Origin of the sequence: Cellvibrio sp. (assembly GCF_046347455.1) — a bacterium.
In the GTDB taxonomy this organism is placed as follows: Bacteria; Pseudomonadota; Gammaproteobacteria; order Pseudomonadales; family Cellvibrionaceae; genus Cellvibrio.
Window position 1 is genome coordinate 488,982 of record NZ_JAXMGC010000001.1, and the last position, 26,139, is coordinate 515,120.

The 26,139-nt window shown below is 46.0% G+C and carries 16 protein-coding genes; 8 read left to right on the forward strand and 8 right to left on the reverse strand.

Going from position 1 to position 26,139, the window contains the following annotated elements:
• Positions 1 to 60: 60 nt before the first annotated feature.
• Positions 61 to 1,023 (reverse strand): MBL fold metallo-hydrolase, encoded by a 963-nt coding sequence (locus U1F02_RS02220; RefSeq protein WP_409988714.1) that lies wholly within the window; start codon positions 1,021 to 1,023, stop codon positions 61 to 63.
• Positions 1,024 to 1,174: 151 nt separating this feature from the next.
• Between U1F02_RS02220 and U1F02_RS02225 the strand changes: the two genes are divergently transcribed.
• Positions 1,175 to 2,125: a LysR substrate-binding domain-containing protein gene (locus U1F02_RS02225; RefSeq protein ID WP_409988715.1), complete on the forward strand. Its 951-nt coding sequence runs from the start codon at positions 1,175 to 1,177 to the stop codon at positions 2,123 to 2,125.
• Between the two features lie 44 nt (positions 2,126 to 2,169).
• Here U1F02_RS02225 and U1F02_RS02230 read toward each other — a convergent pair whose 3' ends face one another.
• From U1F02_RS02230 to rlmE, 3 genes are all read right to left on the reverse strand, one after another.
• Positions 2,170 to 5,367, reverse strand: a complete 3,198-nt coding sequence (locus tag U1F02_RS02230) for an efflux RND transporter permease subunit (RefSeq protein WP_409988716.1) — start codon at positions 5,365 to 5,367, stop codon at positions 2,170 to 2,172.
• 5 nt (positions 5,368 to 5,372) lie between these two features.
• Complete coding sequence (locus tag U1F02_RS02235) at positions 5,373 to 6,530, reverse strand: efflux RND transporter periplasmic adaptor subunit (protein WP_409988717.1); 1,158 nt, start codon at positions 6,528 to 6,530, stop codon at positions 5,373 to 5,375.
• Between the two features lie 213 nt (positions 6,531 to 6,743).
• Entirely contained in the window at positions 6,744 to 7,364 is a 621-nt protein-coding gene (gene rlmE / locus U1F02_RS02240; RefSeq protein WP_409988718.1) for a 23S rRNA (uridine(2552)-2'-O)-methyltransferase RlmE, read from the reverse strand.
• A 188-nt stretch (positions 7,365 to 7,552) separates the two neighbouring features.
• Between rlmE and U1F02_RS02245 the strand changes: the two genes are divergently transcribed.
• The 3 genes from U1F02_RS02245 (at position 7,553) to U1F02_RS02255 (ending at position 12,294) form a co-directional block, all read left to right on the forward strand.
• Entirely contained in the window at positions 7,553 to 9,172 is a 1,620-nt protein-coding gene (locus tag U1F02_RS02245; RefSeq protein ID WP_409988719.1) for an NAD(P)/FAD-dependent oxidoreductase, read from the forward strand.
• Positions 9,173 to 9,312: 140 nt separating this feature from the next.
• Positions 9,313 to 10,038 carry a TrmH family RNA methyltransferase gene (locus U1F02_RS02250; protein ID WP_409988720.1) on the forward strand — a complete coding sequence of 242 codons (726 nt, stop codon included), beginning with the start codon at positions 9,313 to 9,315 and terminating at the stop codon, positions 10,036 to 10,038.
• A gap of 45 nt (positions 10,039 to 10,083) precedes the next feature.
• Positions 10,084 to 12,294 (forward strand): patatin-like phospholipase family protein, encoded by a 2,211-nt coding sequence (locus U1F02_RS02255; RefSeq protein WP_409988721.1) that lies wholly within the window; start codon positions 10,084 to 10,086, stop codon positions 12,292 to 12,294.
• Positions 12,295 to 12,339: 45 nt separating this feature from the next.
• Here the strand turns inward: U1F02_RS02255 and U1F02_RS02260 are convergent, their stop codons facing one another.
• The 4 genes from U1F02_RS02260 to U1F02_RS02275 form a co-directional block, all read right to left on the reverse strand.
• A complete protein-coding gene (locus tag U1F02_RS02260) occupies positions 12,340 to 12,702 on the reverse strand; it encodes a GFA family protein (RefSeq protein ID WP_409988722.1) in 363 nt (120 codons plus the stop codon).
• Between the two features lie 159 nt (positions 12,703 to 12,861).
• Entirely contained in the window at positions 12,862 to 13,266 is a 405-nt protein-coding gene (locus tag U1F02_RS02265; RefSeq protein WP_409988723.1) for an NIPSNAP family protein, read from the reverse strand.
• 166 nt (positions 13,267 to 13,432) lie between these two features.
• The gene (locus U1F02_RS02270; protein WP_409988724.1) at positions 13,433 to 16,171 is read right to left on the reverse strand and encodes a glycoside hydrolase family 3 C-terminal domain-containing protein; all 2,739 of its coding nucleotides are present in this window, start codon (positions 16,169 to 16,171) and stop codon (positions 13,433 to 13,435) included.
• Positions 16,172 to 16,288: 117 nt separating this feature from the next.
• Positions 16,289 to 17,311, reverse strand: coding sequence for an alpha/beta hydrolase (locus U1F02_RS02275; RefSeq protein WP_409988725.1), 1,023 nt, complete (start codon positions 17,309 to 17,311; stop codon positions 16,289 to 16,291).
• 1,055 nt (positions 17,312 to 18,366) lie between these two features.
• Between U1F02_RS02275 and U1F02_RS02280 the strand changes: the two genes are divergently transcribed.
• The 4 genes from U1F02_RS02280 (at position 18,367) to U1F02_RS02295 (ending at position 26,137) form a co-directional block, all read left to right on the forward strand.
• The gene (locus tag U1F02_RS02280) at positions 18,367 to 21,297 is read left to right on the forward strand and encodes a ribonucleoside-diphosphate reductase subunit alpha (RefSeq protein ID WP_409988726.1); all 2,931 of its coding nucleotides are present in this window, start codon (positions 18,367 to 18,369) and stop codon (positions 21,295 to 21,297) included.
• 132 nt (positions 21,298 to 21,429) lie between these two features.
• On the forward strand, positions 21,430 to 22,671 hold the full coding sequence (locus U1F02_RS02285) for a tyrosine-type recombinase/integrase (RefSeq protein ID WP_409988727.1): 1,242 nt from the start codon (positions 21,430 to 21,432) through the stop codon (positions 22,669 to 22,671).
• Positions 22,671 to 24,107: a tyrosine-type recombinase/integrase gene (locus U1F02_RS02290; RefSeq protein ID WP_409988728.1), complete on the forward strand. Its 1,437-nt coding sequence runs from the start codon at positions 22,671 to 22,673 to the stop codon at positions 24,105 to 24,107. The genes U1F02_RS02285 and U1F02_RS02290 overlap by 1 nt, the downstream gene beginning before the upstream one ends.
• Positions 24,104 to 26,137 (forward strand): hypothetical protein, encoded by a 2,034-nt coding sequence (locus U1F02_RS02295; RefSeq protein WP_409988729.1) that lies wholly within the window; start codon positions 24,104 to 24,106, stop codon positions 26,135 to 26,137. The genes U1F02_RS02290 and U1F02_RS02295 overlap by 4 nt, the downstream gene beginning before the upstream one ends.
• Positions 26,138 to 26,139: the final 2 nt, after the last annotated feature.

The window sequence follows — 26,139 nt, forward strand, 5'->3', positions numbered from 1 at the left end:
CGTTGATTTGATAAATAAGATAATTAAAAAGAGCGCACGAAGCGCTCTTTGAGTGCTTCATTAACGAAGCTGAGTGAAGTTCACCGGCAACCAATTGTAAGAATTGCCCGTTTTCTTGAGGTGACCTAAACCGGGAAATTGAATGTGTGATGCGCCGACCAAAGCCCCCTCTTTCGCAGCTTCGGTAAAGATCTTGTCGCGCGCGGCGGCAGCTTCTTTTGCGTCGGAATCAAAGGCGATAGTCACTTCTGGGTGTTCTAGCTGAACTGCTGTTACATGGATCAAATCGCCAATCAACAACAGCTTTTGGCCTTGGCTTTCCACCACGTAGACCGTATGACCGGGTGTATGGCCGTAACCGGAATAAGACTTAATGCCAGGAACCAGCTCAGCACTGCCTTTAAACGGAACAAATTTCTTGCTTGCCACATAGGGTGCAAAAGAACTTATGGCGCCTTGGAAGCCACCTTTTTTATCGGCGGGCGCTTTATCGAGATTGGCTTGGCTCAACCAGTAATCTGCATCGCGCCTATCCGCATGAATAGTCGCATTTGGGAAAGCCGCCGCACTTGCCGCTGCCAAACCGCCAACATGGTCGCCATGCATATGGGTGATAAAAATGTCATCAACCTGTGCCGCCTCGTAACCAGACGCCTTTAAGTTAGCCAACAGCTTACCCAGAGTCGGGCCAAACAGGGTTCCGGCACCGGTGTCAATCAATACCAATTTGCCGCCAGTGTTGATAAGGAATGCGTTGACTGAGGTTTCCAACGGAGCCTTTAAAAAGGAATCTGCCAAAGCTGCTTTGGTTTGTTCCTCTGGCTCCATCAGTAATTTGTCGACCGGTAAATCCACAGTGCCATCATTTAAAGCAGTTACTTCATAGGCACCTAGCATCATTCTGAAATAGCCGGGCGCTGAAGTTTTGGCAAAGGGCGCTGACGCCATGGCAGCTGTACTCATCAAGCCACCTGAAACAAGCGCGAGGCTTACACATAATTTCTTAAGTTTTTGATTAAACATAAATTCTCCGTTTGGTCTTTTTAGGACTTGTGACGTGGGATATTTGCCGATTAACGCGGACGAAAAAAGTGTATGGTGTTGCGCAGATCGGAACAATCATCAAAAATGCAAACCATCTTTGCTTTATTTGCAAAACAACGAGAGCGCTTCCATGATTGATGCCATACGGATTTTCCTTGCTATTGCCGAACATGGGAGCCTTTCCCGAGTCGCAAGGCAAGAGACCATCGCCGTTTCCTCTGTATCGCGAAAGCTCGATACGCTGGAAGCTGACCTTGGGTTCAAATTGTTTAACCGCAGTTCCCGTCGGCTACTGCTAACAGACGCAGGCGAACAGTTCTTACCGCGCGCCCGAAACATACTGCTGGAGCTTGAGGAAGCCAAACACGATCTTTCCGCGTTGAGTTCAGACCCGAAGGGCTTGCTCACCGTCACCGCACCTTCGTCGTTTGGACGCATGTACGTTGCCCCCGCCGTCGCGCGCTTTTTAAAACGCTATCCGCAGATGCAAATTGATTTACACATCGGCGATGAGATTATCGATTTAGCCGCACGGCGAATCGACATCGCCATTCGCATCGGCGTATTACCCGACAGCGATTTAGTGGCTACGCAATTAGCGCCTAGCAAGCGTTTGGTTTGCGCAAGCCCGGAGTACATCGCAAAGCATGGCCGGCCACAAACACCGGAGGATTTACTCAACCACAATTGCCTGCTCGCCAGCCACGTAAAACCTGTTTACGGACTCTGGTGTTTTGCAAGTCTGAACAAAGGCGCGGCATTACCTGTGAAGGGCTCTTTGATCAGTAACGATACCTACTCGCTACTGAATGCTGCAGTGGAAGGCATTGGAATCATTCATTTAGCGAGCTGGTTGGTGAGAGACAAAATTCTCTCTGGCGAATTAGTTCCGCTGTTTTCTGACGAAGATTTGCCCGCAAAAATTGCCCCAGCCATTCACGCTGTTCGAATGCCCGGCCGCTCCCACGCGGCGAAAGCCCAATTATTTATTGCGCACTTAAAAAGTGAATTTGGTGAGCCCGCTTATTGGGATAAAGACATTAACGAATTTACAGCCAAACAATTCGCCACAAAAAAATAAAGCCGCTTTCGCGGCTTTATTCGGTTGAATCCCCTCACCGTTTCTTAGGCAGCGGCAGCGGAGTTCGAGCGCTTACCAATAAGCTGTTTGATGGAACGATAAATCAACCGACCAAAGGTTAAGGTCGCCAAGGTTTCCAAGGCGATTAATATCGCACTCACGAAAGTACCGCGCTCGCTTGCACGACGATGGAATTTTGCAATCAAACGATCGCGCGCAATTTCAATACTGTCATAAAAGGTTGGAATCATTAACAGCGTTAAAATTGTCGACGTAATAGTTCCACCAATAATCGCCACCGCCAGCGGTTGATAGAACTCACCGCCCTCGCCCATTCCAATAGCAACTGGCAACATGCCTGCAATTAATGCAAAGGTCGTCATCAAGATTGGGCGCAAGCGCGAGCGACCTGCATGCATCAATGCTTCCTCTCGGCTAAAGCCTTCCTTCTCTTTTGCGCGCGCGCAGTCCAACAACAATATTGCATTTTTGGCTACCAAGCCCATCAACATAATGATGCCGATAAAACTCATCAAGTTAAGCGTGTGCCCCGTTGAAACCAGCGCTATAACCACGCCGATCAAACTTAACGGCAAGCTCATCATTACCGGTACAGGAGCCAGGAACGAACCAAATTGAATCACCAAAATAAAATACATTAAGGCGATACCCGAGATAAGCGCCGTAAACATTGCACTAAACAATATTTGTTGATCTTGCCCTGCACCGCGCAACTGAATGCCGTAGCCCGGTGGGAAATCTATAGCTTTGGTGAGCTTCATAGCTTCATCAATAACTTGGCCTTGGTTAGCGCCTTCCACGTTTGCCTGTACTGTTACAGTGCGTTTACCGTCGGAGTGCGCGATACGCGATGGCGCTTTATCCATGCGGATATTTGCAATTTGTTCAAGCGGTACAACCGAATTACTTCCGCCGGGAACCAAAGGCAAACGTGCAAGCGCCAAAGCATCTGCGCGATCATCTGGATGAAGCCGAATGGCAACATCGCGTGTTTCGCCATTAGGGTCTACCCAATCGCCCACTTCTGTTCCCGCAAAGGCAAGACGCAAGGCTTGCGCTGCATCGCTCACGACAATACCCAAGCTGTTTGCCAAGCCGCGATCCAATTCAATTTGCAATTCAGGCATTGCATCCTGATCTGCAAGGCCAACGTCAACTGCGCCTTTTACTTTACGCAAACTTTCCATGTAGGCATCGGTAATTTCCATGAGCTTGCGCGAATCTTGCCCGTAGAAATTAATGCTTACAGGTTTGTTGCCGCCGTTACTCGTATCATCTTGTACGGTGTATTCCGCCCCAACTAAACGATTGGTATTTGCGCGTAATTCTTTGGCAATTTCTGCAGCGGTGCGTTTGCGTGTACTTGGTTTGTCGATATCAATATCCAAGCGGCTATTGTTGCGGCGGATATCACTAAACACCGATTTTACTTCTGGCAATTTGCGCGCAATTTCCGCAGCTTGTTCTGTTTTAATCCGCGCATATTCCAAACTCGCGCCGGAAGGTAAACGAATATTCACAACAAGTTGCCCGTTATCTGCCGCGGGCAAAAAGCTGGTACCACCTTTTACGGATTGCAAAACTAACGCACCCACAAAACTCGCAATTGCAATGGCCGCCATGGAACGTCTGTGACCCAAGGCCCAGCGAATTACATTGGTGTAACGATCTGCCTGATGATCAAACCACTCGTTAAAACGTTTTAACAAAGCGCTAAAACCGCGCTTGGGTTGTTCCTGGTAACCCACCGGGTCACCCCAGCGCGATGACAACATAGGGTCGAGTGAAAACGAAATTAACAGCGATACTAAAACCGATGCCACAACGGTTAAGGCAAAAGGTTTAAACCATTGGCCTGGGCCTCCGCTCATAAAAGCAACGGGAATAAATACTGCGACTATCGAAAAGGTCGTCGCCATTACCGCCAAACCAATTTCTTTGGTGCCTTCGCGCGATGCTGTTACGCGATCTGAACCGCGCTCCATGTGTCGCACAATATTTTCACGCACCACGATCGCATCATCGATTAACACACCGATAGCGAGTGACAAACCCAGCAGCGTCATAAAGTTGAGCGAGAAACCAAACAACCACACCGCAATAAATGCAGCGAGCACAGAAGTCGGCAGCGAGAGCGCGGTAATCAGCGTTGAACGCCAGGAATTCAAAAATGCGTAAACCACAAAGATGGTTAAACCTGCTCCAAGAATCAGCGCTTCAATCACGTTGTTCAAACTTGACTCGGCCCATTCACCGCCATCGTTAGCGATTTCAATCACAGTGCCGGGTTTTAGGTTTTTACGAATTTCCGTGAGTTCTTTGCGTACAGCTTTTGAAACAGAAACCGTGCTCGCATCACGGGTACGAATAATATTAATGCCCACAGACACATGGCCGTTGTACAAGCTAATACTGTTTTGTTCGGCGTTGCCGTCCACCACATCAGCCACATCGCTTAAACGCAAAACTTCATCGCCGTTGCGCTTTAACACAATACGGCCAAAATCTTCTGGAGTAGCGAGTCGTCCTAACAAACGAATACTGCGGTCTTCAAGATCGCCCTGAATTTTTCCGCCGGGTGCGGTGAGGTTTTGGCTTTGTAAACTGCGTTGAACTTCCACAACGGAAATATTGTGCATACGCAATTTTTCACTGCGCAATAACACCGAGAGTTCACGTTTTAAATCGCCAGAAATATTCACGATGGCGACACCGGGGATTGCGCGCAACCGATCGCCAATTTCTTTTTCGGCCAAAATAGATAATTCAATATGGCTTTGGCTGGATGAGGATAAGGACAGCGACATTATCGGCCAGGAATCTGGATCAACTCGGCTGATAATCGGCTCACGCATTTCAATCGGCAATTTGTAACGCACACTCGCAATGGAGTTGCGCACTTCATCCGCCGCTTCAATCAAATTTTTGTTGAATTCAAATTCAATGCTGAAACTCGCGTTACCTTCGTTGGCCCATGCGCGCATTTGGTGTACGCCGGGAATGCCTTGCATGGCTTTTTCCAAACGATCGACAATTTCGCGCTCAACGGTTTCGGGCGAAGCACCGGGGTAAGGAATCGTGATGCGCAATACCGGTGGAGCAACGTCTGGGCGCTCGTTTACGCGCAACTTGCCCAAGGCAAGCCAACCTATCGCCATTAAACCGAGGACTAATACCACCGTCACTAGCGGCCGTTTAATACTAAAGTCAGATAAAAACATAAGTCTTAACCTTCCTTCTTGGTTGCCGCTGGCGTTTTACTTTCAACAGGAACAGCGCTTGCTGCTTTAGTCGCATTAGGCGGTGTTTTCTCCAAACTCACCGTTGCGCCTTCAATCAAAATACCGCGTGGATGACGCAAAATAGTGTCGCCTTCACTCAAACCCGTGTTCACAGCGTAATCACCTGATTGAATGTCGCGCGCGCCCAGTTGAATTTCAACTTTATTTAACTTGCCTTGCTGCACACGCCAGATGTAAGCGTGATCGCCCTGCTGAATCAAACTGGTTTCAGGAATGGTCAAACTTTGTTGCGTAAGGCTTTGCACACGACCTTCCGCAAACAAACCTACGGTTAAGTTTTTGGTGTCTTTCAAACTCACTTGAACACCCACTTGGCGAGTGTTGGTATCAGCAACCGGATTGATGCGCTCCACTTTGCCTTCATGCAGTTGGTCACGCGAACCATTCACGTAAAAATTAACGGTTTGGCCGACTTTAACTTGTTGGATTTGTTCAGAAGGTACGAAACCTTCAAAACGAATACTGCTCGGGTCGATGACTTTTAACAGCGCTTTGCCCACTTGTGCGGTATCGCCATTTGATGCCGCGCGGTTACCAACAACACCGGCGAAAGGTGCTCGTACTTGCGTGCGGGCAAGTTGCAAAGTGTCTTGCGCCAAGCGTGAGCGAGCCGCCGCCAATTCACTTTGTGCCGCGTTACGGCGAAGCTCGGCATCCTCACGCGCTTGGGTAGAAACCGCACCGCTGGTAGACAAGGCTTTCAAACGATTAAATTGACGTTCTGCCTGATCGAAACTTTGCTGCGCCGCGCGCTCGGCTTCTTGCGATGAAAGCAAGGCTTGGCGATAAATCGTATCGTCCAAACGAACCAACAAATCGCCAGCCTGAACCTTATCGCCATTATCTTTAAGCACCTGAACCACTATGGCAGAAACTTCTGCGCGCAAATCGGCTTGTTTTTTGGCTTCCAAAGAACCGGAAATAATGGGCCCAGACGCAACACGGCCAGACGAGATGGTGACCAAATCTTCCTTTACGATCAGCATGGTTTGCTTGGCATCTTTGGAAGGCGCTTCTTTGGACGCACCACAGGCAGACAAGAGCGCCGCCAGGCCCAAAGCAATTAGCGTTTTATTCGGCATAACAATTCCTTAAAAATCGATCTGAGATAGGTGAAATGGGTTGAGACAGTCGTTAGACGATAGCTGCGTGCAGTTTAGATGCACCTTGGGAAATTTTAATGTGTGAAACTGTAAAGAAATGCGCAAAGAAAACGCATCTTGCATGAAGGCCTACCCGCGCAGAGGAGACAAGCCACAAATCGAGTGGAAATTGATCGAAAAATAGCCAGCCAATTAGCTTTTAAAGCCCTTACCCACCACATAAACCTCACGCGAACGCGGGCGCGATGCGTCTGGTTTACGGATTACGACCTTATCAAAGCTGGTGCGAACCTCTTTCACGTAGTCATCAAAGCCTTCGCCCTGAAATACCTTGGCCACAAAATCGCCTTTTGGCTTGAGCACTGAGCGCGCCATATCCAATGCAAGTTCTACAAGGTACATAGACGACGCTTGGTCGGCCACGTCTACACCGCTAATGTTGGGCGCCATGTCCGAAATCACCACGTTTGCTTTGTTACCGCCAAGCAACTCCATGATCTGGTTGAATACCGACACCTCGGTGAAATCGCCCTGAATAAAATCTACGTTTTCGAGCGAATCCATCGGCAAAATATCCGAAGCAACCACCCTTCCCTTCACACCCACCAAACGCCCCGCAATTTGCGACCAACTACCCGGAGCAGAGCCCAAATCCACCACTAAATCACCGGGGCGAATCAGTTTATCTTTGTCATTGAGCTCAATTAGCTTGTAGGCCGCGCGCGCACGGTAGCCATCCACCTGAGCGCGTTTTACATAGGGGTCGTTAACATGCTCTTCGAGCCAACGGTTACTGCTTTTAGATCGGGCCATGGTGTGTTTGGGTAGAGAGAGGCTCAAGGAGCGAGGATTAATTGATAGAAGGGACGCAATTGTATGTGTTGGAACCCGCAAACACTAGTTCTATCGGGCGAAACAAGCGGTGACGCCTCAAACCAACCAGCGTAGAATTGCGGGTTTTAAAGCCACCTCTGCCGGAGTAACCGGCCAGGAACCTGCCCATGATTCGTATTACCGAACTTGCTTTACCCTTAGATCACCCCGCTGAAGACCTGCGCAAAGCTATTGTTGAACGCCTGAAAATCAAAGACGCTGACCTACTGAACTTTACCGTCTTTAAACGCAGCTACGATGCGCGTAAGAAAAATAGCGAAATCAAATTTGTTTACATCATCGACCTGAGCGCTAACAACGAAGATCGCATTTTGGCGCGCTTTGCCGATGACACCCACGTTCGCCCCGCTCCTGACACCAATTACTACCCGGTTGCCACCGCGCCTGAAGGTTTGACTGAGCGCCCCTTGGTCATTGGCTTTGGCCCCTGCGGTTTGTTCGCTGCTTTAACGCTCGCGCAAATGGGTTTTAAGCCCATCGTACTTGAGCGCGGTAAAGACGTTCGTCGTCGCACCAAAGATACCTGGGCGCTCTGGCGAAAAAAGGTGTTAACGCCCGAATCCAACGTGCAATTTGGCGAAGGCGGCGCGGGTTTATTCTCGGACGGAAAACTCTACAGCCAAATCAAAGACCCCAAATTTTACGGCCGCAAAGTGATGCACGAATTTGTGCGGGCGGGCGCGCCGGAAGAAATCATGTACGTGAGTAAACCGCACATTGGTACTTTTCGTTTAACGGGCGTGGTATCCACCATGCGTGAAGAAATTCGCGCACTCGGTGGTGAAGTGCGTTTTGAAAGCAAGGTGACTGATTTCATCATTCAAGATGGACGTATTGAAGGTGTGATCATGGCGAACGGCGAAGAAATTCGCAGCCGTTACGTGGTGCTCGCGCTGGGTCACAGCTCACGCGATACTTTCCGAAAAATTCACGAGCGCGGTGTTTACGTGGAAGCAAAACCCTTTGCGGTTGGCTTTCGTATCGAACATCCGCAATCACTAATCGACAAAGCACGTTTAGGCAAATATGCAGGCCATCCTGAATTGGGTGCAGCAGATTACAAGCTGGTTTACCACGCAAAAAATGGCCGCGCGGTTTACAGCTTTTGTATGTGCCCCGGCGGAACCGTGGTTGCGGCAACCTCTGAACCAGAACGCGTAGTGACTAACGGCATGAGCCAATATTCGCGCAACGAACGCAATGCAAACTCAGGCATTGTGGTGGGTATTAATCCAGAAGAGGATTTCCCCGGAGGCCCACTTGCAGGGGTAGAGTTTCAAGAAAAACTTGAATCGGCAGCTTATGTTTTAGGCGGCAGCGATTATTGCGCGCCCGGCCAATTGGTGGGCGATTTTATTCGCAACAAACCCTCGCGCGAATTTGGCGAAGTGGAGCCATCCTATAAACCCGGCGTGCGTCTTGGCGATTTGAATCCATCCTTACCGAACTACGTCATTGAAGCCATTCGCGAAGCTTTGCCAGAGTTCGGCAAACAAATTCGTGGGTTTGATCGTGACGATGCCATCCTCACGGGTATTGAAACTCGCACCTCATCGCCCGTACGCATCACACGCGACAACGACAGCTTACAAAGTTTAAATACACGCGGCTTGTACCCCGCCGGTGAAGGCGCCGGTTATGCGGGAGGAATTTTGTCTGCGGGTGTGGATGGCATTAAAGTGGCGGAAGCGGTGGCTAAGGCGATGCTGGAAGATTTGAAAAATTAATTAAAAAACGAAACCCCACCCTAGCCCTCCCCTTCGCAGGGGAGGGAACTGTTAGCGCCAAAACTAGTGAGTGGGACATTCAACCCCTCCCCCTTTCCAAGGGGGAGGTTGGGAGGGGGTTAAGCACTCACAGGAAAAATATGAAACTCGACGACGTAAAAAAATTACAACAAAAAAAATATCGCGAAGAGCTTGGCCATTTTTTGGTTGAGGGCGAGCATCTTATTCTTGAACTGCAGAAAGCAGCAGAGAAAATTCCCTCGCTCAAGCACAGCGAGCTTTACGTTACCGAAGCCTTTGCAGATTGGCCAAGTGAATTTCGGAAAAGCCTGATTACCGAAAAACAAATGGCACAAATTTCAGATACCAAAACACCACAAGGTATTCTTGCGGTTGTGCCTTTTTTACCTAAAAGTGATAACGCGCAAAAAGGTGAGCGAGCAATTTATCTTCACGAAGTGCAGGATCCGGGCAACCTCGGCACCATAGTGCGCACCCTCGCGTGGTTTGGAAATTTCCGTTTGTTGCTTAGCCCGAATTCGGTAGATCCCTACAATCCGAAAGTGGTTCGCTCAAGTATGGGCGCTATTTTTCATTTACCGATGGAACTTGATGTTTCACTGAATGAAATAAATAACCGCTACAACAAAATTGCTTGCCTTGATATGCACGGCAACAAACCCAGCGATGCTAGCTTTAAGGAATTTGATTGTTATTTATTTGGTAACGAAGCGCGCGGCGTACCTCATGAATTACTTACAGAGATCGATGTTCATTCATTTAGCATTCCCGGCTCTGGCGCTATTGAATCATTAAACCTCGCGTCTGCGGTGAATATGTGTGCTTACGAGCTTTTGCGCCAATAATAAACTTGTTCAACTTAGCTTAATCAAAGGATGCGAATTGTCGCCATGCAGAAATTTTTTTCCGCACGTCTTTTCCTGATGCTTATCATCTGCATCCACGCTTTTTTCACTCAAGCACAGACAGCTACCGAACCACAACAAAATACGCAAACATCTCCACGTATTGCGCTGGTGTTAGGTGGCGGTGGCGCGCGCGGCGCGGCGCATATAGGTGTGCTGGAGGTACTCGAACGTGAGCGAATTCCTTTAGCATGCGTGGTTGGCACCAGTATGGGCGGCCTTACAGCAGGCGCTTACGCGGCAGGTTTATCTTCCGCGGAAATGCGCGAGAAATTAGACAAAGCAGATTGGACAGATTTATTTCTGGATTCTGCAGACTATTCAGAACTTGGGTTTCGTAAAAAGCGTGTGACCAATAGATTTCTATCGGGCGCTGAGCTCGGGTTAACTAAACGCGGTGTTACGCTTAAATCAGGTGTTATCGCGGGCACAAAAATTAAATTGTTTTTCAATTTGCTGGTTGGCGCAGATTACGCTGCTCGCAACATTGAAGAAATGCCTATTCCGCTTGCATTGGTAGCAACTGATATAGGCACAGGCGAAAAATTTGTATTCAAAAGAGGCAGCCTCCCACTCGCGATGCGCGCAAGCATGTCAGTACCGGGGCTCATGACGCCGGTTGATTACGAAGGCCACAAATTAGTTGACGGTGGCTTGGTTGATAACTTGCCCATCAGCGTTGCGCGCGAGCTTTGCCATCCCGATGTTATTATTGCCGTAAATGTCGGCACCCCGTTAAAGCCCGCCGAAGAAATTGATTCGCTCTTAAGCGTTACCACGCAGATGATTGATATCTTGGCCAAGCAAAATGTGGCGCAATCTATTTCCACCCTGCGCTCGCAAGATATTTATATAGAGCCCGCACTCGGCGAATTTTCGGCTGCCGATTTTTTACATTACAAGACAGCTGCAGATATAGGCAAAGCCGCCGCTGAGGCGAAGATAGATAAGCTAAAACAATATTCAGTCAGTGAGGTGGCTTACACCGCATGGCGCAATGAAAAGAAAGGCCCGCAAGAACCTGTTCGCATCGACGAAATTGCGATTAGCCCGCTGAAAGACCAATCGCCCGACTACATACAGCAACATATTCGTCAAAAAGTAAACAAACCGCTGGACGTTACAAAACTGGAACAGGATTTGATTCGCCTCTACGGCGATGGCTTTTACGAAAATGTGGATTACACCATTGCATCGCAAGAATCACGGAACATTTTAAAAATCAACGCGCGCGAAGCCACATGGAGTTCAGATTATTTTACTTTTGGTTTTGATATTAATAACGAGTACCGTCAAGGCACCAACTTTGATTTGCGCGGGGCCTACCGCAGCACTTGGATTAATCATCACGGCGGCGAGCTTTTTGGCAGCGTAGATATTGGTAGCAATCCCGGTTTTGAAGCCGAACTTTATCAACCCCTGAATTATCGCCAAACTTATTTTGTGCAGCCTTCCATTTATCGCAAAAGTGAAATGGTGAATGTATTTCAAAACGATAACAAAGTTGCGGAGTACGAAGTGATTCGCGCTTGGTCTGAATTTGCTTTGGGCAGAAATTTGGGTAACTTCGGTCAGGCGAAATTTGCGTGGCGTGAATACGATATAAAAAGCATATCTGACTTAAGCTCTGTTGATTTAGGCAATTCCCACGATAAATTTGGCGGTACTTTGTTGGATATTAATATTGATCGCCGCAACCGCTTGCACTTTCCCTCACGCGGTTGGTCAACCCAGTTAAGTTATTTTGAATCCACGCATGAAGGTTATGGGAAATTCAGTAGCGAATTCAACTTTGCTTATCCGCTCGACAAATTTGTATTGGCAGGCCGCACAACTTACATTCGTTCTACCTTTGGGCAACTGCCTCCGGTTGACGCCGCTTATCTGGGAGGTTTTTTAAATCTCTCCGCCTACGCGAGCAACCAAATTATTGCTGACAATGCACTTTACACACACTTGCGCGGCGAGCGAATTATCGGGCGAATGCCACTTGGGTTTAACGGCGATTTACGGTTAGGTTTTGGTTTGGAAGCGGCGAAATTAAAACGGGCGTATACCTACGATGAAACAGATGGCTGGCTTAATTCAGCCGTTATTTATTTAGGCGGCGAAACACCTTTAGGCCCTGCCTATCTTGGTGTTGGTTTTGCGGACGATGGAAAATTAAATCTTTATATGCAAGTGGGCGCGCACTAAGCAGAGTGCGCCAGCTGCCACTAAATCGTCGTGAAAGAAAGTCTATTATTTGGGAAGCCCGTGGTGTTCATTGAGAGACTGGGCCAGCACTGCCCACTCCTTGCGTTGGCTAACGAAGATTGCATCTGTCGGAGAAAATAAAGATGAATCATCCAGACTACCAGCGTAAATGGTAACCATCTCAGGAGCGGATTCAGGCGTACCAAACAAAAGAGAACCACACTCAGAACAGAAATTGCGGACGGCCATATAGCCGCTACCGCCAACCACTTTAGACTGCTTAACAGGGCCACTGCAGGAGAATGACTCGCGGGGAACGCCAAGAACAGGAACACCTCCCGTGCCAGACGCACGCTGACAGTCTCTACAGTGGCATACTACGGAAAATAAAGCGGGACCTGTAGACATGTAATGTACCGCGCCACAAAGACAATGCCCGCTGAACATAGGTTTTTACCTCATTGCCGATCTATGTTTACCAAAATTGATTTTTGTTTTTTCGCGCCCTGTCTGCATAACCTGAAAGCGCAAAGTAATTAGTGTGTGACATCCAATATTTCCAACCGACTATTTGATCGCCGAAAATTCTGTCGCCGTTAAAAACGTTGATTCAACGCTCGCCACTATCGGCCCTTTAGCTTCGCTGTCCGCACGCACTTTTACCCATTCTGGATCAGCACCAAAAGCTTTCCAAGAAGCTTCCGCAGCTGCGCGGCTTTTGTGCTTCAAAATATAATAAAGCTTGTCGCCATCCTTCTGTTCAACCGGCAACCAATAGCCGACATTAACCATCCCGTGTCGCTCAAAGATTTTAGTGGTGTGATTTTTAAAGCGCGCTAACAAATCTGGCATTTTACCGGGGTGAGTAGTGTAAACACGCAATTCAAACACAGGAGAATCCTCAGCAGCTAGTGCGGGGGTAACCGCAAAAATGCTAATTAAAATACTTAAAGCAATCATTAACTTTTTCATAGAGATTTTTCTTGAGTTAGTGGATGGGTATGTTAGTGAATGAGTATGTTGGCAGAAAAGTAAGTGCCGAATGTTTACGGCTCCATAAAAAAATGGCTCCGAGTCTATCGGAGCCATTTCATGATCTTATCAATATGAATGCTTAAGATAAGCATCACTAGACAGATTACAACACAGTTTTACCTTTCTTGATGATCACGCTGGTTTCGCTTCCAGCAGCAGGCTCAAGACCGGCACGTTGCGCTGGTTGGCCTCCACCAACCCAAAGATTAACAGTGCCGGGGACAACTGCGCGTTGGCCTTTGGCATCTACCGTACTTAAACGACGATCATCCAATTGGAAAGTCACCTTCTGCGTTTTGCCTTTGGCAATATGAACGCGTTGGAAACCAACGAGAGTGCGAATCGGTGAGCCTTGAATATCTTTGCGAGCGGCGTACACCTGCACAACTTCGTCGGCATCCATATTGCCCGCGTTGGTTACATCTACAGTTACAGTGACATTGCCATTCGCATCCCATTGTTTAGGAGCACTGACGTTGCTGTAAGTGAACTTGCTGTAAGACAAACCGTAACCGAATGGATAAAGCACATCATTCGTATGGAATCTGTAGGTGCGGTTTTCCATGGAGTAATCGGTGAACTTTGGCAATTGATCGAGCGATTTGTAGAAGGTTACTGGTAAACGACCTGCTGGGCTGAAATCACCTGCCAACATAGATGCGACCGCTTCTCCACCTTGCCCACCGGGATACCAAGCTTCAACCAATGCAGTTGCAGATGCATCTTCTTCGTTAACTGATAAAGCACTGCCATTCATCAACACAACCACAACAGGTTTGCCGGTGGCGTAAAGTTGTTTAAGCAACGCGCGTTGCGCAGCAGGCAAATTCAAATCCGTGCGATCACCGCCGGTAAAACCGGGCATGGGTACCGGCATTTCTTCGCCTTCAACTTGGGCAGTTATACCACCAACAAACACAACCGCGTCTGCATCTTTCGCCGCAGCCACAGCAGCTTGCGCCCCTGGGTTAGATGGCAGGCTCCACAATAATTTCTCGTCGCCTTTCTCACCGCGTTGGAATGCTTCAATTTTCAAACGGTAGGTTTGACCTGCAACCATATCGACAGTACCGCTTGCAATTACGGGGCGCCAGTCAACATTCCACGCATCAATAACGATTTTGTCATTGACCCAAATGCGGTAGCCGCCATCGGCGAGGTAGCGCATAGAGTAAGTGCCCGTTTCAGGCGCTTTCACAAAACCCGTCCAACGCACGGCGCCACTCGCTACTTGATTGCTCCAGGTTACAGTTGCGTTGGCATCAACACGCTTGCTGAGAGGCTTATCTTTGTAGCTCTTGTCCACATAATATTCTGCATTCAAGCCAGATTTTTTACATTTTTCGTCGGCACACAATACGTCGTTAGGCACAGCTGATTGCACAGGGTCAACCAATCCAGTTCCTTGCGCGAATTGAATATTGTTTTCACCAAAACGTGCGCGCATACCTTTCAACACAGTGACAGGTTTTGAAGGGCTGCCGTTATAGTTTCCTTCCAGCGCAGCAACGCTATCGGCATTTGGACCAATAACCGCAAGCTTTTTAACAGACGGCTTGAATGGCAAGAAGTTGTCTTTGTTTTTCAACAACACGAGCGATTCGCTAGCAATTTTGCGAGCCAAATTGCGATGCTCGTCAGTGTCGTTATCATTCGCCGTAATTTTAGGGAAGACTTGCGTGCGCGGATCAAATTGACCGAGGCGCATTCTTGCCGTAAACAAACGTACTAAAGAAGCATCAATTTGTGCTTCAGTGATTAAACCTTTTTTAAGTGCACTGTTGATATTATTTGCTTCGTCGGCTTCGCCACAAATTAAATCCATACCACTCTCAAAGGCGGCTTTAATACCTTCTTCTGGTGTTGCGGTGAACCCATGACTGCCTTTGAAATAAATATCAAATACGGCGGCGCAGTCAGATACAACAAAGCCTTTGAAGCCCCACTTATCGCGCAAGTGATCTTTTAACAACATGGTGTTTGCGCAAGCTGGAACGCCATTGATTGCGTTGTAGGCGCACATTACGGATTCCGCTTTACCCTCAACAACCGTTGCACGGAATGCAGGCAAATAAGTTTCTTCAAGATCTTTTGCGCTTGGGTTTACGTTATCGCGATGACGACCTGCTTCTGGCCCACTGTGCACGGCGTAGTGTTTGGGAGTCGCAACGGTTTTTAAATAACGTGGATCGTCGCCTTGCAAACCTTTTACATAAGCAGTGCCAAGACGTGATGTTAAATATGGATCTTCACCATAGGTTTCTTGACCACGTCCCCAGCGCGGATCGCGAAAAATATTAATATTCGGCGCCCAAACGGTTAAACCTGCAAACCAATCTGAACCACCGAAGCGATGAAGTTTGGAGAAATGTTTTGCGCGGAATTCGGTACTCACCACATCGCCAATTTCGTGCATAAGGGGTTCGTTAAATGCGGCCGCCATGCCTACAGATTGTGGAAATACGGTTGCATCACCTAACGCGGCAACGCCGTGTAAGCCTTCGTTCCACCAGTTATATTCACGCACACCAAGACGAGGAATTGCCGGAGCGTCGTTAATTAGCTGTGGTGTTTTTTCTTCCAGCGTCATGCGTGACACCAAATCTTTGGCGCGCTCTTCAAAGCTGAGCGAGGTATCTTTGTACGGCAACACTTTTGGCCGAAATTGATCTGGCATGAGCTGCGCGCTGGCGAATGTGGAGAACAGCATTGCCGAAACAAGAGTACAGGTCGAAGCGACTGAATTAAGAGTGCCGATATGTTTTTTCAAACGCAGCTTTTTCAAAGTCAATTTGTGCATGCGCGGAAAATGATTTAACTGGGGAAGCGTAAATTTACCCATAATGATTTCCATCTTTTTATTGGAGAGATACGCAGCCTGAGGTGACTGCGCTGTGTTGCCCGCTTGTTAATCTCCGCACAACTTTCTACGTTTATGCGGAGACCAAAACTGGATTTTTTATAGACCAAATACTTCGTTTAAGAACGCGATCATGTCGTCAACCGCTGGTTTAGACATATCGTCAAAACATCCTTGGTTGTAATCGTTGCAACCGGAATCCAGGAAGCCATGCTTTTTACCAGGATAAATTTTAAGCTTGGCCTCTTGTCCCAAACTTTTAAGTTGCTCTACATATTTTTGCGAAAATTCTGGTTTGGTTGCTTGGTCGTTCTCGCCCACATGCACAAATTGTGGTGGCAACTTATATTTCTTGGCACTTACTAAATATTGGTCTGGAGACAAAGCCAAATAATATTCAGGGTTATCTTTTAGGTTGATAGCATCACCAAAAAAGCCGCGCGGTTTTGCGTGTGCCCATCCCCATATCGGACCGCCTTTCTCAAAGCCATTTTCAGCCATACCAACCAAACTAAAACCAGTGTAGCTGAGAATTGCAGCTTGTAATTTCAGGCCGTCTTTTTTCGCGACCTGTTCGGCCGTCATACCTTGCGGAAGGTAGGTAGGCTTAAATCCTAATGGCTTTTTCGCAAAACCATCGCTATCCAAATTGCGACCAGCCAGCATCACCATAGAGGCCAAGTGGCCGCCAGCGCTATCGCCCGTTACTGCAACCTTGGTTGGGTCTCCACCGTATTGTTGAATATTGTCTTTCACCCACAAAACCGCGCCCATGCCATCTTCAATAATTTCATTGATGGTTGTGGTGTTATCGAGGTCCGACAATAAACGGTAGTTAGCATTCACGGTGATTACGTCGGTACGACTTGCGATGCTGGTGGCAAGGTCAGTCATGATCGATTTGCTATTCAATAGAAAGCCGCCTCCATGGAAAATCACCAAAACGGGCTTGGGTTTTGTACTTTGGGTTTGGGGTACATGTATATCCAAGGTCAACTTGAAGTCTTTTGGGCTCGCCCAGACGATACCCACATTGTGTTTTACCGGATGATCCGCGAATGCGGCAGAACAGAAAGGAGAGAGTAAAAGTAACGCAATAATGGACCGAGTTAGCTTGTACATTCTTATTGTTTCCTCATGCAAAGGTAGTGTTCAGCTTTAAAAGGCAGCGTTTAGCTTTAAGTATTTAGCTTTATTAGCCTTCGTTTTATGGTTTTTCGCTGCTGTTAACTATTGGATTGTTAGCGCAAGCACACTCACAACCAATTAGTCATTATTACTATATGATAATAATATCGCAAGCTTTTGCGCTGACCATCACCTGAATATTACATATAAAACACACAGCCAAATTACACCAAATCCGCTTTCATTAAGACCACAATATGTAGTAATAAACACTTTGTTTACCTAGAAGAAAAAATTCTAACCTTCATCTAAAGCTAGGCTAAAGCAATAAACACCGCGGAACTACTGTATTTCTTGGGTTATGCGCATCTTTTTCACTGACTACCCACATCTTATCCACAGGGCAAGCGTCTTTTTTCAGGCTTGCATTAATCTTTTAACCGCATTATCTTGTAGCTCAATTTTGATTTACCCCTATATATAGGGTTTTGTGACAGACTTCTCCAATCGACATTTTGGGCTTTAACCATAGTAAGGCGACGCGTCTGTCAATAGGTTTTTAGCGAGACTTTTTAACCCAATTGAGTGTTTATCAGGTGTTTCAACCGTATAAACAGCCGAAACAGAGCCTAAGCGCGAGGTTTTGGAATCAGCAGTATGGGGAACCGCTTCCACTATATCTTGTGTTTACCTTCAACTCTGAGTCCTGGAGTTAAAGTTGGTCGGTAAATACGGGGCGATAGTGGTTGCAGTATGTCGGTAGGTAGCAATTAGTGAGGCCTGCCGACAAACCGTTTAGCCCTGATTTTAATAACGCAAAGATGGCACTCGTCCTCATAAGGGTTAGATGAGTTAGCGACTTAAGTTAGTGATTTTGGTACTCACATTTTAGTTAAACAGCTTGGATATCAAGAACGAGCCCAGCCTCGCTCAGTTTTTTCGATCGATTGAGTTGTCACAGCCATAAGCATTATCAATTCAATCAAGGATTTAGCCGATTTACGTTTTTACACCATAACTACGGATCAGACCTCATGCGGGAGACGTCTATGCACACCGACATTGAAAGCACCAGCACAGCACCTCAACACGACATTCACGGCACTCCAAACTTGGCCGCTACGGCACCGGGGCAGCTGCGTATCATTAAACGCAACGGTACTGTTGTTCCGTTCGATGCAAGCAAAATCGCTATTGCAATGACCAAAGCGTTCCTTGCTGTTGAAGGTGGTACTGCTGCCGCGTCTACCCGCATCCATGAAACCGTAGACAACCTTACCAAGCAAATTACCGCGACTTTTAAACGCCGCATGCCTTCTGGTGGCACTATTCACATTGAAGAGATTCAGGATCAAGTTGAGCTGACACTGATGCGCTCTGGCGAGCAAAAAGTAGCTCGCGACTATGTGCTTTATCGCGAACAGCATTCGCGTATGCGCGCTGAAAAACGCGCTGCTGAACAAGCTGCCGATAATGAATACCCAAGCATTAGCGTAACTTTGGCCAACGGCACCCGCGCGCCATTGGACATCGCCCGCATGCGCACCATAGTTGCTGAAGCTTGCGCTAATTTAAAAGGCGTAGAAGAGAAAGCGATTCTCGATGAAGCCATGCGCAATCTTTATGACGGCGTAAACGAATCTGACGTAAACACTTCTTTGGTTATCACTGCCCGCACACTGGTAGAAAAAGAGCCCAACTATTCTTTTGTAACTGCACGCTTGTTGATGGACAAATTGCGCGCTGAAGCATTGGGCTTCCTCGGCATCGCCAAAGAAGCGACCCAATCCGATATGGAGCTTTACTACGCTCGCGCCCTGCCCGCTTATTTGAAAAAAGGTGTTGAGCTGGAATTGCTTTCACCGGAATTATTAAAATTCGATCACGAAAAATTGGGTAAAGCCTTATTAGCTGATCGCGATTTGCAATTCACCTACTTAGGTTTGCAAACGCTATACGACCGCTACTTCATTCACAGCAACGATGTTCGTATTGAATTGCCACAAGTGTTCTTCATGCGTGTTGCTATGGGCTTGGCCATTGAAGAGAAAAACAAAGAAGAGCGCGCGATTGAATTCTATCGCTTGTTAAGTTCATTCGATTACATGAGCTCTACCCCAACCCTATTCAACTCAGGTACTTTACGTCCACAGTTGTCATCTTGCTATTTAACAACCGTACCCGATGACCTTCATGGCATTTACGGCGCAATGCAAGACAATGCCATGCTCAGTAAATTCGCAGGCGGTTTGGGTAACGATTGGACTCCAGTGCGTGCATTGGGTGCCTACATCAAAGGCACTAACGGCAAATCACAAGGTGTTGTTCCATTCTTAAAAGTGGCGAACGATACCGCAGTAGCTGTAAACCAAGGTGGTAAGCGTAAAGGTGCTGTTTGTGCTTACTTAGAAACTTGGCATATGGATGTCGAGGAATTCTTAGAGCTGCGCAAAAACACCGGTGACGATCGCCGCCGCACCCACGACATGAACACCGCTAACTGGGTTCCCGATTTGTTCATGAAGCGTGTGTTTGATGATAAAGAGTGGACTCTTTTTTCGCCAAACGATGTTCCAGATTTGCACGATTTATACGGCCAAGCCTTTGAAGATCGCTACAGTTTCTACGAGCAAGAAGCCGCTGCGGGCAAAATCAAAGTATTTAAAACTGTTCGCGCATTAGATTTGTGGCGAAAAATGCTCGGCATGTTGTTTGAAACTGGCCACCCATGGATCACCTTCAAAGATCCATGTAACCTGCGCAGCCCACAACAACACGCAGGCGTGGTTCACTCATCTAACCTGTGTACCGAAATTACCTTGAACACTAAAGCTAATGATGAAATTGCCGTATGTAACCTCGGTTCTATTAACCTTGCACAACACATTGTGAATGGCAAACTTGATCAAGCGAAATTAGAGCGCACAGTGCAAACTGCAATTCGTATGCTCGATAACGTTATCGACATTAACTACTACGCGGTTGCAACTTCTAAAGCATCTAATTTGCGTCACCGTCCAATCGGTTTGGGCATTATGGGCTTTCAGGATGCGCTTTATTTGCAACGCATCGCTTACAGCTCTGATGAAGCTGTGGCCTTCGCAGATACCTCAATGGAAGCAGTAAGTTACTACGCCATTAAAGCATCAAGTGAATTGGCAAAAGAGCGTGGCAAGTATTCAACCTTCGAAGGTTCTTTGTGGAGCCAAGGCATTTTGCCGATCGACTCTATTGAGAAGCTCGCACAAAACCGTGGCGAAAATTACATTAAAGTTGATCGCAGCCAAACGCTTGATTGGGATTCATTGCGCGCACAAGTTAAATCGCAAGGTATGCGCAACTCAAACGTGATGGCAATTGCACCAACGGCAACTATTTCTAACATCACCGGTGTAACACAATCCATTGAGCCGACTTACCAAAACCTCTACGTGAAATCTAACCTGTCTGGTGAATTCACCGTAGTAAATCCACACTTGGTGCACGACCTTAAAGCTCGCGGCCTGTGGGATGCGGTAATGGTTAATGATTTGAAATACTACGAAGGTTCCGTGCAAAAAATTGATCGCATTCCTGCCGATTTGAAAGCGATTTATTCCACCGCCTTTGAAGTAGAACCCAAGTGGATTGTGGAAGCTGCAAGCCGTCGCCAAAAGTGGATCGATCAAGCCCAAAGCTTGAACCTGTACATCGCTGGCGCTAATGGTAAGAAGCTCGACATCACCTACCGTATGGCATGGTACAGCGGCCTTAAAACCACTTACTACCTGCGCGCCTTAGCAGCCACTACAACCGAGAAATCCACCATCAATACAGGTGCATTGAATGCCGTATCTGCAACAGGTGCCGGTGGAATTGCTGCAGCTCCTGCGGTGGCAGCGCCTGTGGTTTCGGAAATTGAACAAGCTAGTTTCGAGAAGGCAGCGCCAGTTCCACTGGCATGCTCAATCGACAACCCGGATTGCGAGGCTTGCCAATAGGAATCACCGCAGATGAAACATATACTTTTCTGGGATAACTATTTGATAAACCTATAGTTTATTATCTTTTTTGCGTATACCTGCTCTTTCCGTTATTCTTAGTTATTGAATACTAGGGAGAGCGTATACATTATGAATTACTCAATCAGAACATTTATTGCCGCTGATAATGACAAAATGGCTGTCCTCATCAATGATGAGGGCAGCCCTTTTTTTTGGGCAAACATATTTGTCAACTCTCAATACCGAAATACAGGAAAATCACATAACACTTGCATAAAAGTTTTAAGATCATTGGGGATGCTTTACGCTTGGGCATCAATCCAAACTACCATTAAAGATTTAGATCAACGCTTAACAACGGGAGAATTTCTCAACACTGATGAAATTGAGGAATTAGCTATATTCCTTCGCTGTAATGCAGAGTCACAAAACGCATACTTAAAAAAATCAAAGAACAATCACAGGAATATTATTTCCTCTGAAAAAATTAGATATGCTAGAGAAACGAAGCACAAATCTATCACTGCAGGTAACCGCCATGAAGGCGCTAGTCGTATACGCTGGATAGCAATGTATCTGGAATATCATAAAAGAAGACGAGTCAGTAAATCTGATATCAACGCAAATTCATTGGAAATTTTTAAATCCCTTGCAGAAACAAGTATTAATTACTTACGATCATTAACACCAAGGGTACATCCTGCTGAAGACGACGAAAATCTTGAAGGACTTGACAGGAAAATAGTTACTATAATTAAGGAAGCACTACACCCAGGATCACCAAAAAATCCATTTAACTCAAATTTTATTAAACACCGTAACCTCATTGTATGGCTCCTTTTTTATGATACAGGGGCCCGTAGAGATGAAATCAGAAATATTAAAATTGATGATATTGACCGAATTACATGCCACACACGCATAAGAATATCTAAAACCATTCCTCGCACAGTACCGCACTCACAAGAACTCTCAGATAGATTTCATAGATATATTTTAGACTATTGGTCGAAATTGCCTTTATCAAGTCGCAAGAAAGGCTACTTGCTGACAACAGAAAAAGGCGCGCACTTATCTAATAATTCGATCAATAAAATATTTAAAAATATTCGAGAAAATATCTTAGAGGTGCCAAATTTTTTATCCCCTCACTCGATGCGACGTACATGGAATGACCGTTTCAGTGAAATGATTGATAATAATCCAAATAAAATTTCTTCCGAACAAGAACAACAAATGCGCAATCGACTTATGGGTTGGTCGGATAATTCTCGCGAAGCCATAAGATATGCAAAAAGGCATATTAGAAAATCTGCCGATTCACATGCAGAATATCTCGCAAACAACCCATGGCAGCAGGGAAATAATTGATGAATCGTCAACCTATTCCAATACCGGAAAGTCTTGTGATGGAGCAAGAAGTTATTCTCTTGGACGGGAGAGCAGTATTAATAAAAGCAGCGAACGAGCAAACTTTTACCACATCAGATGCAGGCAATTTTATAATCCATCTTGCATGGCTAAACACAGGATATGTTGTTCATAAAAACTGGTTTAAAGGTATCTGTAATCTAGCTGCAACTCATAGCCTGACCTATTTAGCCGTAACTTCCCGCGGATTAAAAATTTGGAATGATGAACTTAATCTGGTCTCAGATGATGAAATATCCATTAATTCGATTAACCTATTATCTAAAATCCCCTCAAGCTATCATCCCTTTATAGTTCCGTTTCTTCGTCGCCAAATTTCAACTGGCCTGAAAGGAATTGACGAAGAAACAAGAGAATTTCTCCTAAAGGACTACAAATGGGAAGAAAAAGGTAATGGTTCGTATTTTTCATTAATAACCAATGACCCTGAATGTGGCGCATTAACTGATCAAGAATTGCATAGTCTTCACACAGAGTTAAATTACGCATTCAGCACCAACAAAATTGACATTTCTGCGTTCGCACTTACATGGATGTTTATTGCTACTGGACTTCGGCCAATTCAAATCGCGCGCATGAAAGTCAAAGATGTACAAATCTTGGAAGGGCCAGAAGGCAAAGAAGTCAATCTGCGCGTGCCACTTGCAAAAGGCGAACAAACAGCAAAACAATCATATTGGTGGCGTCGTGCTCCCAGCGTATTAGCAGAAATACTGATAACCTATATTGAGCAGCTTCAGTTAAGCACCGAAAAATCACTTTTTGAAGGAGTCTCAAGCACTTTATCAAATCGAATCACGACACTGTTTGACAAACTAAATACTTGGTCAGATAGATTAGAAAGCACCATTCCCATTACACCTTATCGATTCCGCTATACATTCGCGACAAGAGCGCTTCGCCAAGGAGCGTCTGATATGGAAGTAGCTCGTTTGCTCACTCACCGCAGCACAAGCTGTATCCAATTTTACCGAGCTTCCATGCCAGAACTACAAGAACCTATTCGGGAAAAAATCGGCCAGGAAATGGATTATTTTGCGCGAGCATTTAGGGGTAAGTTAATTGCTGATATAAGTGAAGCAACTCAACAAGATAAAGGCGCGAGTTTAATAAGGGATTTTATGCATCTCACAGGACAACAATTAGGTGCGTGTGGAACCCAAGCCAAATGTTATCAAAATGCTCCAATCGCCTGCTTGACCTGCAGTTACTTTGAACCATTTCGTGAAGCCCCATGGAATCAACTATTAAGTAAGCTCGAGGAAGATCAATCCAAAGAGCGTGAAGATCGCATAAAAATGATTACCCAAAATGCAATTGATGCAACAAAAGAAATCATTAGTTTACGTGATTTAAAAGGGGAAAATACAAAATGAATATAATCACTTCTTTTCAGGGACACGCCGAATTAACAGCCCAGCAAAATCTTGAGAAATTTATTCAGCACGCCAAACAAAATTGTCCTCTAGACAACGTAGATTGGAATAGCGATATATGGGACGTAACAGAAATATGTAAAAAAGGTTACCAAGGAAAAGGGAAAGCGTATGTATATTTTAAATCAGCAACAGATACAAAAAATTCAACCAAAATTACTACACCACTTCAAGAGCCATTTAAAAGTTTTGCTAAAGCTACCTTTTCTGAATATTTGCGAAAATACAGACCGGTGGAATATAAACGTCCTTTGTATGCTCTACAAACTTTAGAGCAAGCACTTATTCATTGCAAACAAATTCCTTGCATTACGAATCTTTCTACAGATGTTCTTGATACAACCAGTATTTTTTTAAAAGAGCGCTATCAAGATCCTTGGTTACTCGGAAAACAACTTGAGAAGATTATAATAAATTTCATAGAACCTGCTCGGCTAAGCAATCAATTTCTCGATTGGAAGTCTCCTTTTAAATATAAAACACCTACCCGCAGTGATCGAGTAAACTCGAATGGCAACCACGAAAAACTTCCATCAGTACAAACAATTTTAGCACTCGCAGAAATCCATAACTCTTCACTATATACTCCAGACAAAATAACAACCAGCTGGGTATGTCTAGCAATGCACGCACCAAGCAGAGTGACTGAAATTTTATCACTTTCAGTAAAGTGTGTTGTACAAGCGCAAGGCCCTAATCAAGTGGCAATGGGATTACGATGGCACCCAATTAAGGGGGGGCAACCTATCACAAAATTTGCTCTTTCTGACAATGCCGCCGCTCTCACTCAGAGTGCAATTAACTATCTTATTGATATTGGAGCAAATGCTAGAAAGGCCGCATCGTGGTATGAATTAAATCCAGGGCAACTATATCTTCCAGAAGGATTTGAGCATCTTCGAGATCAACCATTAACTCTATGCGAAATAACTAAAATACTAGGAAGAAGAAACCTAATTAAGAGTTCTTTTGCTGCAGAGACATGTAAATTTATCAACGTAGGATTGACTACTGATAAATCCCGTTTCAATGAAGCACAAAACACAACAAGTGCAGCCATTTATTGCTTTAAATCAGTTGAACGCTGGGTTAACGCCCAACTTCCAAAATCATTTCCTATAATTTGTAAGGCTAGCAATCTTAAATACAGTGACGCTTTATTCACACTTCCTAAAAACATTTTCAGACCACGTGCCGATACACTCGAATATGTCCCAGACACTGTATCTGTCAGCCAGATAAACCATCAACTAGGCGCACATCCAGCTGGCCTCACTGTATTCTTCAGAAACAATAAAATCGACGAGGACGGCAATCCTTTAGAAATTACTTCCCATCAATTTCGGCACTTTTTAAATACTCTCGCGCAATCCAAGTACCTCAACCAATCATTGATAGCGCTGTGGTCCGGCAGAAGAGATGTTAGCCAAAACAAATGGTACAACCACGTACCTCAAGAGGCGTTTATCGAAGCCTATCGACTCCTGCAAGCAGACGTGCCTGAGCCCGCGATCGAAGGCCCATTGAATGAAAAAACTAATACTATTGCAGACATCAATTTAATTACCAAAGCCGACGCAATTAAGCATGAATTAGGAGCTATTCACGTAACTAGATATGGACTGTGCCGGCACGATTATTCTCTGACACCCTGCCCCAAAGACAAAGATTGCATTAATTGTGGTGAGCACTTGTTTACGAAAGGAGATAGAGCTCAGCTAGAAGAAGCAGAGACTCAATTGCAATTACTTCAAAATGCAGTACGGATAGCAACAGAAGCTTTAGAGAATGGTGAGCCAGGTGTAGAACGATGGTTGGAATTAAATCGACCAAAACTGGAGCGCTGGAAGCTGGCAGTCCAAAAACTAAAAGATCCAAACATTAAAGATTCAACACTTATATCACTACCTAAAGTCCCCATGAGCCAAACGAAGACTGGACTGGCTTTCGAGATAGCAATGCAGCCGTAGAT